Below are 13,052 nucleotides of genomic sequence, written 5' to 3' on the forward strand. Positions count from 1 at the left end.
AGATCTTTAGGATCTCAGGCTAGTCTCTCGACTTGCATCAGAGAAGCGGTATTTAGCCCGCATGGTCTCATTGCGAAGCTACACCATTCGCCAGTGCTTGATGGCTTTCGGCGCCGCCCTCGTGCTGCCGGGCCTAGTTTTCGCGGCCATCCTGCTGTGGCGCTATGCGAGCGCGGAGCGCCACCATTACGAGGAGGAAACCCTCGGCACTGCCCAGCGCATCATGGCCTCGGTCGACCGCGAACTCGTGGGAATCCAGGCGGCCGCTCAGGCGCTTGCAACCTCCTCGACCCTGCTCGAAGGCAATTTCGAGGCGTTCCAACGTCAGGCCCAGATGACCCTTCAATCCTGGTCGCGGGCGAAGCCGGACGACTATGCCATCGTGGTCCGTGACACCACGGGCCAGCAGGTCGCCAACACGCGTCTGCCCTGGGGCTCGCCCCTGCCGAAGGGAGCCAACCTTCCGATCGACCAGGAGGTGATCGCAACCAAGCGTCCCGTGGTCCAGGACCTCTTCACCGGCGCAACGGCCGCCCGGCCGATCATCAGCGTCAGGGTTCCTGTTCTCAGGGACGATACGGTGACTCACGTCCTGTCCATGGCGGTCGAACCCCGGCGGATCGCGGACGTCCTGCAAGCCGAAGGTCTTCCAGGCCAATGGGTTGCTACGGTCATCGACAGGGCAGACCGCGTGGTGGCCCGGTCCCGCCGGCATGAATCATTTGTCGGAACGGCCGCACCTGACGAGTTCCTCAGGGCGGCCCGGGAGGATGGAGGGATTTGGGAGGGACACAATCTAGAGGGCACTGAGGTTCTCGGGGCTTATTCGCGCTCGGAGCTGTCGAATTGGACGACCTTCGTGGGTGTTCCCGCCGAGATCGTCCAAGCCCCTCTGCGCCGCTCCCTCTGGACCCTATTCGGGCTCGGCATGGGCCTGCTCGGGCTCTCCTTCCTTCTCGCCCTTGGCTTCGGAAAACGCATCGCCGATCCTGTCCAGGGGTTGGTCAGCCTGGCGCAGCGACTCGGCCGTGGCGAGCCGCTTGCCGCGGCATCGACCGGACTGACGGAGATCGATCGGGTCGGCGAGGCCCTGACCGGCGCCTCGGCAGAATTGCGCAGCCGCGAGACTGCGTTGGCCCGAAGCGAGGCCCGCCTGCGTGCCACTCAGAACAATGCGGCCGTAGGCATTGCCGAGGTGGACAGGGACGGACGATTCGTCTCCGTCAATGAGGCACGCTGCAAACTGACCGGCCATACTCATGAGGAACTGCTCGGCCTGCACTTCGGCCACGCGGCCGATCCTTCGACGCTCGAACAGGATCTTGACCTGTTCAGTCGGCAGGTCGCCGGCGACTTCGACACCTATACGACGGACAGCAAGTTCCACCACAAGAGCGGCAGGAGCGGCTGGGCCCGCGTGACCAGCACGGCAGTCCGGGATGCGGAAGGAGAGTTCCTTTATGCGGTGCGGGTGGTCGAGGACGTCACGGAGCGTCGGGAGGCCGACCGGCGCCAGAGGCTTTTGATCGACGAGCTGAATCACCGGGTGAAGAACACCCTTGCAACGGTCCAGTCCCTGGCCTGGCAGGCTGCGCGTCCCGGAGTGCCGCCCCAGGTGGCGCAGCAGCGTTTCCAGGAGCGCCTGCTGGCACTCTCGCGCACGCACAACCTCCTCAATGAGACCCATTGGGAGGGAGCCTCCTTCAGGACGATTCTGGAAACTGAGCTCCAGCCCTATGCAACGGCTCCCTCGCGCATCCGGCTCCACGGCCCTGAGGTGCAGCTTTCTCCGAAATCAGCAGTGGTGCTGGGGATGGCGATCCACGAGCTTGCCACCAATGCCGTCAAGCACGGAGCCCTGTCTCTGGCGTCCGGCCAGGTGCAGGTTGACTGGAAGATCAATGAAGCGGGCAGCGAGCCCAATCTCGCCCTCGAGTGGTGCGAACGGGGCGGACCCCTGCTCGAGGGTCAACCGAATTCCGGATTTGGCTCTCGCCTGCTGCGACAGACAATCATTCAGGAACTCGCTGGCGAGTTGACAGTCAGGTTCGAGCGTGAAGGCATGCGCTGCACGATCGCCATTCCGATCGGATCGGCCAGTCAGCAGGCGGCCTGAGTGGAGAGGCACTGGCCGCCTAGTTTGATCAGACTATCCGGCGGGATTGACGATGCTGCCAATCCCGCCTGTTTGGACACCTGCCGGGTCTACTGCCGCGGCGTGTTCGGCGGTGTATTGCCAGGGGTGTTCACGTTCTGCGGAGGCGGGTTGGTGTTGCCCACAGCGCCGGCACGGTTGGCATCTGCGCTGTAGCGGAACTCGGGCGCGTTCTGCAGGTCGGCCTTGGTCATCTTCACCATGGCGCGCGCCGGTGTGTTGGCATCGCTGCCGGACGTTGCCGTGGCGCCTCCAGCAGTCGTGCCCGCCGTGCCTGCGCCGCCCAAGGTTCCGGCTGCTCCGGGAGACCCGGTGGTGCCTGCGGCTGTGCTGCCGGTGGTGGCAGGCTGGCCCGCCCCGCCGGTGGCGGTGCTCGGCACGGTCGTATCGGCCGTATTCGTGCGCTGCCCGGTGTTGGCGGAGGCCTGAACCTCCTGGTTCGACATCCACTGCACCTGGTCGAACGGGATGGCCACATCCTTCTGGCCGATGCCCAGGAAGCCGCCCACGCCTACCACGAGACCATGGATCTTGCCCTGGCGGTCCACCAGAACCTCGTCGATGTCGCCGATCTTCTGGTTGTCGGCCCCGTACACGTCGATGCCCATCAGCTGCGAGCCGCGCATCAGGTCCGGCGGCATCTGCGTCATGACTTGGCCGGGCCCGACTGGCTGTGTGGGAGCCGTCGTCTGGGCCAAGGCCGATCCGACCAACAGGGCGGTTGCGGCAAGGCCTGCCGCAAGCTGCATCCTCATCATGTGATTCTCCTTCGAGCAGGGCGTCTTGGGACGCTCTCAAGGAAAACGGATGAGCTCGGACAAGGTTCTACGGCATTCCAGCGCCTTGTGCTGCGGTTGTAGCCAATCGGCAGCCGGACGATCCGCTCAGCTCTTGTTTGGTCCTGCCCCACTGGGACAGATCACGTCGGCCCGCACCGTAAACGTATCAGGATCGGTTCGCTCCGGGGCAGGGGCGTCGTAGATGATGAGCAGGGCGCCATTGCCTGCCTCAGGCCAGAGCTCAATGCCCTCCGGGTGGTCCACATGCAGCCGGTAAGGCAGCTCCGCGATCGTCTCGATCCGCTCGGGAGCGATCACGCCGGAGCCGTCATCATGGGCCGCGTTCCGCCACCGCAGGACAAAGGCCGGCCCTTCCAGAGACATCGTCGGGCCGACAAGCAGAAGGAGATCATCCTCCTCAAACCGCATGTCGCGGATACCCAGACCTCGGGTATCGAGAAGGTGCTTGCGATAGCGCCTCTCACCATCGATGCGACCCGCCTTCAGCCGGTCCGGAGCTTTTTGTTTCAGCTCCAGCTCAAGGATGACGGCGTGCCCGCGCAGCACAGGGCCGCGCAGCCCAAGCCAGACCCGGTTGCCGCGCACCGCCAGCCCTTCGATGTCGAAGCCGTTCTCCTTGGAGGGGATGTTCAGAAACGGCCCAAGATGCCGATCGGACGCAAGCCAACGCTCAAGGGCGCTCCGCTTCTTGCCCAGCTTGAGCCAGGCGGCCTGTCGTTCCCCGTCTGACCGCGCTGGAGAGAAGAGCCCTGGAGCCTCTTCCACGAGCGGGATGCGCCCCAGGAAGTAGCGGTTGGGCTCGCGTTCGATCTCCTCCATGTTCTGGAGAGCTTCAGCGCTGTCGTTCTCATCGCGCTTGGGCTTGGAACGCTTGAGCGAGTGGGATCCCACGATCCAGAGGAAGCTGCCATCGGCACAGAGGCCTTCGATATCCATCTCGCCGTCCGCTCCGGCAGGAAGGTCGACCAGCGCGTCCAGGACGTAATGCTGATGATCCCCAAAGCTGCCGTCATCCAGGCGCCGGAGACGTTCGACGCTGGCGGTCTCGTCACAGGCGAGAAAGAGACAATTGCCGATCCGGGTGACGGCCGAGAGATCCTTGTGGAGCGGATCCTCCAAATGCCGAATCGGCTTCCAATCGGAAAAGGCGAGGGGAACTTGTGCGACAGTTTCTGCAAGGCTGGTGTCCGACACGACGGCTCCTGGTGCGCGGGTACTGGAGCGACAACGCTCCAGATTGCATATAAGCCCCTTCGGCTCAGGACCTTCTGCTCGATCAGAACTCCTTCGGCAGCACCACCGAGAATTCCTGATCATTTTCGTCGACGAAATAGATATCGGTGCTGAAGCCCTGATCGTCGATGAAGTGCAGGACGCGCGACGGCTCACTCAGAGCATAGGGAACGAGAAGCGTGACCAGGTTGTGCTGTCGGGCAGCGGGCATGTCGGCAGCAAGATGCCATTGCAGTGGAAGGCCTTCGATCTCCGCCGGGTCAACGTCCGGAAAGCCCTGGTGCTGCCGGAGAACGGGCTTGCCCGCGCTGCTGAAGACAAAGTGACCGTAAAGGCCTGCCTGCTTGCCAGTCACCCGGAAGGTCTGGCCGCCGATCTCCATCTCGTGCTCGGTGTGGAACAGGAACGTGATCGGCTCCGGCTCGTCGAGCGAGATCCGGTCAACGATCACGAAGTAGCGCTCGCGCACGAAATGCACGTCCCGTTGCGCCAGCTTCACTCCGGGATTGAGGGACCGGTACGCGGCGGTGGCGTCTCCGCTCATGAAGATGCTTGTGGCATTCTGCTTCACGGCGAGAAGTTTGCCTGAGGCTGCTTTGCCCAGTGCCTTGTCGCGTTCTGCGTACTGGCCCTTGCCGCCGATCAGGATTGCGTTCTTGGAACGCGTCTGACGGCGCCAGAGGCGATGCATGGTGGAGTTGAACGCCACGTAATAGCCGCCCTGGATGGCCAGATCCTCGCCAAAGGCACGCAGCAGGAACGCATTCTGGTCGCCGTGGCTATGGCTCAGGGAGCCGTAGGGACTGCTCTTGAACACAAACTGAAGGTGGCGTGCGGGATCGCCCATGTCCTTCTGAAGAGCGACCCAGCCGACATCGTGGAACACGTGCAGCAGCGGGAGATCCGTCGGCGGCCTGGCCTCGACGGCGTTAAGATCGTGGGCGTATTGCAGGTCCTCGAAGGCGAAGTCCCACCAGCCGTAATTGTAGAACAGGTCCTCGGTGCCTGGATCGTCGCGCTTCACCTGCTCAAAGTACCATTGGTAATGGCCGTTGCCTGTCGCCCCGGCGAACTGGCGCATGTTGTAGCCGGTCTTGAGACTTGGCGGATCCCCCATGGTGGAATCGTCACCGAAGCAAGTGCGGCGCACTCCTGGCGCCTTGGTGTAGAGGGGGAAGTTGCCGGTGGCCTGGAAAAAGGTTCGCTGCAGAACGTCAACGCCGTAGTAGTTGCGGATGAGACCGGCCGCCTCCAGCAGATAAGCCATACCGGTCGTCCAGTAATGCGGTCCTTCCGCCCAGCCGCCATCCCTCGCGCCCCAGGGAGCGTAGATGCTGAACAGATACTCGACCGTGTAGTCGAGCCAGTCCTGGACCTCCTTGTCCTCATCGTCCAGCAAAGCGATGCAGCAAGGTGTCAGCACGGCCGACAGGGCTCGCACCGCATGACTGTCATAAGGAAAGATGTGGATGCGGGCATGGCCGATGACATGGTCGGCGATTTCGCGGGTTCTCGCGAGGAGGGCCGCCCGGACGATCATCCGCTCCTGCGCATCGAGACAGCCGTAAAGCCAATCGTAACCCCAGGCGAGGGCGCCCGCCACGCGAAACGCCGCCTCGTCGTTATAGGCCCGGGATGTCGGCCCGAGCACATCCCAGTCGGCGACAGCGAGAAGCCATTCCTTGGCCCGTACGAGAAGTTCCTCGTCTTCCAGCAGGCGGCCGGCGATCGCCAAGTGCCGTATGGCGTAGATCACCTCCTGGCAATCGATGTACATCTGCCGCCACAGGGAGGCGACCCGCTTGTTGTTGGGATAGGGAGCAGGCTCCGCGATGATGGGCCGGTCGATCCATGGCTTGACTGATCGTTCGTAGAAATTCCGGAATCCGCAATGGTCCGGATCATCCTTCAGGGCCGCGGCAAAGGCGCGGGTCTTGTCCTGGTTCAGCCAGAGTCGCGGATGGGACGGAAGGGCGGCCCTGGCCCGGGCCGTGCCGGATGGGAGCGGCACCGGATCCAAGCCTGCTGGCACAGTAAAGCAGCGGCTCTCGCTCCAGGCGCTCGCAGGAGCACCCTCGTCTGGGTCCCAGACGGCGTAAGCCCACGAATATTCCCCCGGATCATAGGCGTGATCCGGCGTGAAAAAGTTTCTCGGCAGGTTCTCGTAGATGAAGAGGGGCCTGCTGTTCACGCTGCGGCCCTCTGTCACCTTCAGAACGTAGCATGACCCTTCGTCCAGAGTGGGAAGCCACACGAACCGCGGCGGGTTCTCGTAGACCTCTTCGGCATCCGGTGTGTATTTCACCGTCAGCGTACCGGCCTTCGGCTGGTCGAGGATGGTCTGCTTGGCGGCGGAATGCGGGGAGACGCTGGTCGACATGAGGACGGATCCGATAGTGAGGAGCCGCCAGCCCGGAGGCTGGCGGCGAACGTTCAGCGATATTGGCGGTCGTAGGCTTTCTGCATGACGGCAAGAACCTGATCCAAGCCGAGTTTCTTCAGCTGGGCGTTGTAGGTCTCCCAGTCCTTGTCCACATCCCGGGAGCCCAGGATCCAGGCCTGCATCTGCTCGATCATGAAGGTTTGTATATTGGGCATGTGACGGTCGAAGATCTGACGCTCGTCCGTTGTCATGCTCACGCCGAGGAACTCGTCGATGAGGTAGTTGCCTTTCTCGTAGAGCTCGATGCCCTTTAGTGCGTTCTCGTCGGTCCATTGGCGCTCATACTCATAGTCCTGCCAGAAGCCGATCGGGATCTGGGCACCGATGTCCCACATCTGCGCATTCACCGGCGCCTTGGCACTCAGGATCTCCGGCTTGTAGCGAGGCTTGCCGTCCACCATGTCGTAATGCTGCCCCTCGACACCGAAGTTCGAGAGAAGGCGGCCTTGCGGTGTGAAGTAGAAGTCGAAGAGCTTGATCGTTTCGACCGGGTTCTTGTTGGCGACAGTGATCGCCCAGCCATCGGGCCGCAGACGGGCGCGACGGTTCTCGTTGATGCGCTTGCCCGAGGCACTGGCCGGCGGGGCAATCGCCAGGAACTTCATGCCCGGCACCTTGTCCTTGAGGCTGGTGTTGTAGCTGGCGGTCGAGGCGAACCAGTCATAGGTCATGCCGCCTTGATTGGCACCGAGAAGCGCCTCGCGGGCGCGAGCTCGGCGGGTATAGACCTCCTTGTCGATGAGACCTTCCGCATACCATTTGGCGATGTTGCGGATGCCGGTCCGATAATTGTCGCCTGAATAGGGATGTCTAACCTTGCCGTTGTCGATATAGAAGTCATGCGCTGCGTCCGAGCCGCTGGATCGGCCGTCCCAAAGGACCACAAGGCGCTGGAGTTCAGAGTCGGGCTCGCGGATGAAGAGCGGGACCTCATCCTTCTGGCCATTCCCATTCGGGTCGCGCTCGCGGAAGGCCTTCAGCACCGTGTAGAGCTCATCGACCGTTTGCGGCGGCTGCAGGCCTAATTTTTCCAGCCAGTCGTAGCGGATGAACCAGCCGCGGGCGTATTTTCCGTCTGGAATATAGGGTACCCAGTAGATGTTCCCGTCCGGCGCCGTGATGGCTTTGCGCACGGTCTCGTTCTCGGCGAGGAACCGCTTCAGGTTCGGGGCGTGCTGGTCGATGAGCTTGTTGAGGGGCTGGAAAGCGCCCTCCATTCCATAGCGCACGAAATCGTGCCGGAGCTCATTGCCTGCAACGATGTCCGGCAGGTTGCCGGAAGCCATCAGGAGGTTGAACGCCTCCCGGCTGAGGGTGGTGGCCTTCGACGCGACGTTCTTCAGCTTGATGCCCGTGAGCCGGTTCAACTCCTTGGCCACGGGCCAGTCGTCGTTCCACACGTACTTGTCGCGAAAGTGCATGTGGATCGTCAGTTCGAGCGGCTTATCGGTGATCTTGGTCGTCTTGGCGTCCTGAGCCGCGGCGGGCGCTGCGGCCAGCAAGGCCGACAGCAGCGCGGCCGTCATCATCCTTTTCATCGTAGTCCTCCAGTAGCGTTTCCCTTGGGGCTCGCCGACCCGGCGCGGCGTTCCCTCGTCATTCTTTGACTCCGCCGAGTGTGATGCCTTTGTTGAAGTATTTCTGGACGTATGGAAAAACGATCACGATGGGCAGGATCGACACGACCATGATGGCCGCCGTGATCGTCTCGAACGAGTAGTCCGTCGACATGAGCCCGCTGGCGAAGCTGTCGTCGCTGCGCATGTCGACGATCGTCCGCTTCAGGTAGACCTGAAGCGGGACCTTCTCCTCGCTGCGCAGAAGCACCATGGCCCAGAAATAGCCGTTCCAGCGGGAGACGAGGCACAGGAGCGCGACCGTGATGATCGCCGGTTTGGCAAGCGGGATGAAGATCTTCCACAGCAACTGGAAGTCGCTCGCACCGTCGATCCGGGCTGCCTCCTCGAACGAGGCCGGCACGGATTCGAAGTAGTTGCGCAGAAGGATCACGTTGAAGGCGTTGCAGGCGAAGGCCAGGACGATGCCGAGGCGCGCGTCGAGCAGACCGAGATCGCGGACGTTGAGGAAGAATGGGATGAGCCCGGCATGGAACCACATGGTGAAGGCGATCATGAAGCCGATGACGCGGCGCCCCCTCAGCCGCGCCCGCGACAGCGCAAAGGCGCCCGGCACCATGATGAGGAGGCTCGTGATGGTGCCGAAAAAGGCGTAGAACAGCGTGTTGCCGTAGGCGATCCAGAACTTCTGGTCCGCGAGCACATACTCGTAGGCGGCGAGCGTGACGTCCACCGGCCAGAGCGTGACCTGGCCTGACGTGACCGCAAAGCCGGAACTCAGCGACGCCGACAGGATGTAGATGAAGGGATACAGGGTGCTCAGCACAAAGAGCAGGAGGAGCGCCGTGTTGGCGAAGCCGAAGATCCTGTCTCCCCGGGTATAGAGATTGAAAGGTTCGTGTGAGGTGTCGGAGGTGAGTGCACGAGAGGACATACTGGAACCTCACCAGACCGAGTGCTGGCTGTAGCGACGGCTCAGCCAATTGGCGCCCACCACGAGGACGAGGGCCACGACCGCGTTGAAGAGATCCGCCGCCGTGCCGAGCGCATATTGATTGTTCTGGAGGCCCGCACGGTAAATGAAGGTCGAGATCACATCGGCGGTCTCGAAGGTGGCGGGCTGGTAGAGCAGGATGATATATTCGAAATTGACCTCGATGAGCTGGCCGACACGGATGATCAACATGATCATGATCACCGGGAGGAGCGAGGGCAGGGTGATGTAGCGGATCATCTGCAGGCGCGAGGCGCCGTCCATGCGGGCGGATTCATAGAGCGCCGGATTGATGCCGGCGATGGCCGCCAGATAGACGATCGAGTCGAAGCCGGCCTCCTTCCAGATATTGGAGCCGATGAAGATCGGGCGGAAATACTCCGGAATCGTGAGGAAGTAGATCTTCTCAAAGCCGAGGCGATCCAGGATGATGTTCACGATTCCGGTCGTTGGCGATAGGAAACTCACCACGAGACCGGCGATGATCACCACCGAGATGAAATGCGGCAGGTAGGTGATGGTTTGGGCGATCCGGCGAAATCCTTGGTGGTGGATCTCGTTGAACATCAGGGCCAGGACGATCGGAACCGGGAAGGCGAAGACGAGCGAGTAGAAGCTGATGAGGAGCGTGTTCTTAACCGCCCGCAGGAAGTACTCGTTGCTGAAAAGGGCGACGAAATTATCGAAGCCGATCCACGGACTGCCCTCGATCCCACGGAACAGGCTGTATTGCTTGAACGCGATCTGGAGCCCGTACATCGGCGTGTAGAGGAAAACCACGAACCAGATGATCATGGGGGCGAGCAGCACATAGAGCTGCCAGTCCCGGCGCATGTCGCTGAGCAGAGTGCGAACCGCCTTGCGGAAGTCGTATCCTGGACCGGTCGAGGAAAAGGCCGGTGGCGTGGCGAGTTCAGGCGTCGCGATGACGCCGTCCATGATTCTCACGGATCCGCCGCCGCTCTCCCTGTCGAGTGCCGCGTCTGCCATCCTGCCTTCCTCCCTTCGCCTCCGCTTCTGTTCTTGGCTTATGCGGAGAGTCTGAACCGTGGGCGTTCCCGGTTGATCGCCTCGAAGAGCGCCCAGAACTCCGGGTTCTCCCCAAGCTCCCAAACTTTGGTCTCGATGCTGCCGAGATGGGCGCGCATGGCTTCCTCGGCTTTGGCCGGGTCCTTGTCGGCGATCGCCGACGTGATCGACCGATGCTGGGCCAGAACCCGATCCGTGGCGCGGATGTTCAGGCGCTGCTTGAGGCTGCGGATCCGGTCGATCTCGACCTTCGCGGTCTCAAGGAGCTGAATGACTCCTGGCAATTTTGCGGCTTCGATGACGAGGAAGTGAAACTCCTCGTCGAGGTGCCTGAACGCCGTGTAATCCTCGGCTGCTATGACCTCTTCCTGACGGGCAAGGCAGGCTTTCAGGTTGCAGACGTCCTCGAGACTCCGCTCCTCGGCCGCGCGCTTGGCTGCGCCGCTCTCGAGTTGCAGACGGACGAAGCAGCCTTCCATGAAGCGATCGAGATTAATCGGCGCCACATAGGTCCTGCTTTTTGGAACGACCGTGACGAGTCCTTCCTCGGACAGCCGGATGATCGCCTCGCGCACCGGCGTCTTGCTGACCTCCAGGCACGCGGCCACGTCTTTTTCCGACAGGGTCTGCCAGGGAAGCAGAATGGTTTCGAGGATGAGGGTCCTCAAGGCCCTGTGGATCTGCACGACGAGCGGACCACCCCCGGCCAGAAGGCTGGGCTGAAGGACGTCTGTAAGCGGTCTTTCAACGGGCAGCGCCATAACAGAGATATCACCTTATAGTTCTAAGATATCAGTTGACGGGGCTCTGGCAAGAGACATTTGATGGCAAAAGCGTTCACGAGCGCATTGCCTGCAGGGAGGCCGCCATGTCTTCAGAGTTCCAGTTTGCCGGAAAGACCGTCCTGATCACCGGCGGGGCATCCGGGATCGGTGCCGCCGCTACCCGCGCCTTCGCCTCAAACGAGGCAAAGGTGGCTTTCACCTATATGACGAGCGCCGAGGAAGCCGGAACCTTGGAGCGTGATCTCAATGGCTCGGAGCGCCAGGTCATGGGCATCAAAGCCGACATGACGGATCCCGCCAGCGTTGCCGACGCGTTCAGGAGGGCCGAGGAGGCGTTTGGACCGGTCGACATCCTGTTTGCCAATGCTGGCGGCCTGCTCAAGCGCAGCCGCTGTGTCGATGCGTCCTTGGATCTCTGGCAGGAGGCGATTGCCGTCAACCTGACGGGCACGTTCCTCGCCTGTCAGCTGGCTCTGCGCAGCATGGAGCCCCGGAAGTCAGGAACCCTCGTGCTGATGTCCTCGCTTGCCGCGTTCGACGGCGGTGGCCCCGGCGCCTCGCATTACGCGGCGACCAAGGGTGCGGTCGCGACTTATGTCCGGGCGCTGGCGAAGGAAGTCGGCCCGCTGGGGATCCGCGTGAACGGGGTAGCGCCCGGCCTTATCGGCACACGCTTCCATGATGTGTTCAGCACGCCCGAGGGGCGCAAGGCAACGGTCGAGCGAACCCCTCTCCGCCGGGAGGGGACTCCGGAGGATGTTGCCGAAGCGGTGCTCTTCCTCGCGTCAGACCGCGCCTCCTATCTGTCTGGAGAAATCCTCCAGATCAACGGCGGCCTCGGCATGATCTGACGAACAGCGCGCCTCGCTCTCTCGCATCACAAGCAGGGGTTACTGGCTGCCGTGAAAGAGAAGCGTCAGGTCTCCCCCGAGCCCGCTTGAGGCGAGAGGGCGCCTTGATGCGATCACCGCCTCGATGCTGGGCGAGGGGAAGCGGCTCTGGTAGATTTCAAGCCAGGCGATGCGGTTGGGCGGGACGGTGCCGTCGCCCGAAAAAGCCTCCTGCTTCGTGCCCGCGGCCTTCTCGAAGAAGGACGGGTCGTCAAGGGATGCAACCACCCGGTCCGCCAGCCGCCTCAAGGCGCCATTGTTTTCCGCATAAAGGTCGACACCTCGGCTGCGCGCCAGTTGCGCAGTAGCAACGAGCGGTTCCGCTGCGTAGATATGGTAGTCGCGGGCACGCTTTCCCCGGCTGATTTCGAGCGGCAATGTGCCTTCCGGGGTGATCTGCGAAAGGCCGATGCGGGCGCTCTCAACGCCCCAATCGGCCAAGCGCTTGTCATCGGCGGCGATGCCTGCCGCAGTGGCGGCAAGGCCTGCCCAGTAGCGGTGGTTGTTCCGCCCTGAGACCTCGTGGTTCTCATCCATGAAGTTGACCACTTGCTGGCCGAGTGCCTTGAGCCAGGCTTCGACCCGCTTTTTCTTGTCTTTCTGCAGGTCTGGAGCATTCCGGATCTGGAGATAGGCCAGCGCGAAGCCGCCGAGGGTCTGGCCCAGATTGAACAGGGCTTGCTTCGAGCGCATGTCGGTCATTGCATTCGCCGAAGCCCAACGCTCCAGCCAATCAAGCGCACAAGCGGCTGCCGCCGGATTTGAGCGCACATAATCGTTGGCGATTTGCACCAGCCCTTTGGCGTAAGCCCGAAGCGGCACCACAGCCTTCAGGTAGGTCTCGTTGGCGTTTTCATCGACCGTCGCGCGGAAGCTATCGGCCTGCTTATACTTGCTCTGCGTCTCAAGGGTGATCACAGGCGCTCCAGGCATCTCGCATTTGTATTCCGGCTCCGCCTGCCCCCTGTCCTTGCCGAGAGCCGGCACGAGGTACCCCGCCCCTTGCGCTTGACCCGGTGCTGCCTGCAACAGGGCGAGGAGAACCGCACCAAGTCGGACGCTGCACAAGACCCGATCGCTGGAACCGAGAGGCATATCCTGCTCCTGTTGCACCTGTCTGCCTTGGACAATGTGGCGGAGTTGCCG

At 62.4% G+C, this 13,052-nt stretch carries 10 protein-coding genes; 2 read left to right on the forward strand and 8 right to left on the reverse strand.

What is annotated here, in order from left to right; all coding sequences use genetic code 11:
• The first annotated feature begins 61 nt into the window (after positions 1-61).
• The gene (locus tag IC232_RS21370) at positions 62-2,116 is read left to right on the forward strand and encodes a sensor histidine kinase (protein WP_190846977.1); all 2,055 of its coding nucleotides are present in this window, start codon (positions 62-64) and stop codon (positions 2,114-2,116) included.
• Positions 2,117-2,205: 89 nt separating this feature from the next.
• Here IC232_RS21370 and IC232_RS21375 read toward each other — a convergent pair whose 3' ends face one another.
• The 7 genes from IC232_RS21375 to IC232_RS21405 all read right to left on the reverse strand — a co-directional run bounded on the left by IC232_RS21375 (position 2,206) and on the right by IC232_RS21405 (position 10,992).
• The gene (locus IC232_RS21375) at positions 2,206-2,913 is read right to left on the reverse strand and encodes a PRC-barrel domain-containing protein (RefSeq protein ID WP_190846978.1); all 708 of its coding nucleotides are present in this window, start codon (positions 2,911-2,913) and stop codon (positions 2,206-2,208) included.
• A gap of 126 nt (positions 2,914-3,039) precedes the next feature.
• Positions 3,040-4,149 (reverse strand): DUF3616 domain-containing protein, encoded by a 1,110-nt coding sequence (locus IC232_RS21380; protein ID WP_210335453.1) that lies wholly within the window; start codon positions 4,147-4,149, stop codon positions 3,040-3,042.
• An 82-nt stretch (positions 4,150-4,231) separates the two neighbouring features.
• Positions 4,232-6,568, reverse strand: a complete 2,337-nt coding sequence (locus tag IC232_RS21385) for a heparinase II/III family protein (protein WP_190846980.1) — start codon at positions 6,566-6,568, stop codon at positions 4,232-4,234.
• 53 nt (positions 6,569-6,621) lie between these two features.
• On the reverse strand, positions 6,622-8,169 hold the full coding sequence (locus IC232_RS21390) for an extracellular solute-binding protein (RefSeq protein WP_246812324.1): 1,548 nt from the start codon (positions 8,167-8,169) through the stop codon (positions 6,622-6,624).
• A 58-nt stretch (positions 8,170-8,227) separates the two neighbouring features.
• Entirely contained in the window at positions 8,228-9,142 is a 915-nt protein-coding gene (locus tag IC232_RS21395) for a carbohydrate ABC transporter permease (RefSeq protein ID WP_190846981.1), read from the reverse strand.
• 9 nt (positions 9,143-9,151) lie between these two features.
• Positions 9,152-10,036: an ABC transporter permease subunit gene (locus tag IC232_RS21400; protein ID WP_312895217.1), complete on the reverse strand. Its 885-nt coding sequence runs from the start codon at positions 10,034-10,036 to the stop codon at positions 9,152-9,154.
• A 194-nt stretch (positions 10,037-10,230) separates the two neighbouring features.
• Positions 10,231-10,992, reverse strand: a complete 762-nt coding sequence (locus IC232_RS21405; protein ID WP_190846982.1) for a GntR family transcriptional regulator — start codon at positions 10,990-10,992, stop codon at positions 10,231-10,233.
• A 107-nt stretch (positions 10,993-11,099) separates the two neighbouring features.
• Here IC232_RS21405 and IC232_RS21410 point away from each other — a divergent pair, with 107 nt between their 5' ends.
• Positions 11,100-11,867: an SDR family NAD(P)-dependent oxidoreductase gene (locus IC232_RS21410; protein WP_190846983.1), complete on the forward strand. Its 768-nt coding sequence runs from the start codon at positions 11,100-11,102 to the stop codon at positions 11,865-11,867.
• 39 nt (positions 11,868-11,906) lie between these two features.
• Here the strand turns inward: IC232_RS21410 and IC232_RS21415 are convergent, their stop codons facing one another.
• The gene (locus IC232_RS21415) at positions 11,907-13,001 is read right to left on the reverse strand and encodes an alginate lyase family protein (RefSeq protein WP_190846984.1); all 1,095 of its coding nucleotides are present in this window, start codon (positions 12,999-13,001) and stop codon (positions 11,907-11,909) included.
• Positions 13,002-13,052: the final 51 nt, after the last annotated feature.

It is taken from the genome of Microvirga sp., assembly GCF_014699075.1.
In the GTDB taxonomy this organism is placed as follows: domain Bacteria; phylum Pseudomonadota; class Alphaproteobacteria; order Rhizobiales; family Beijerinckiaceae; genus Microvirga.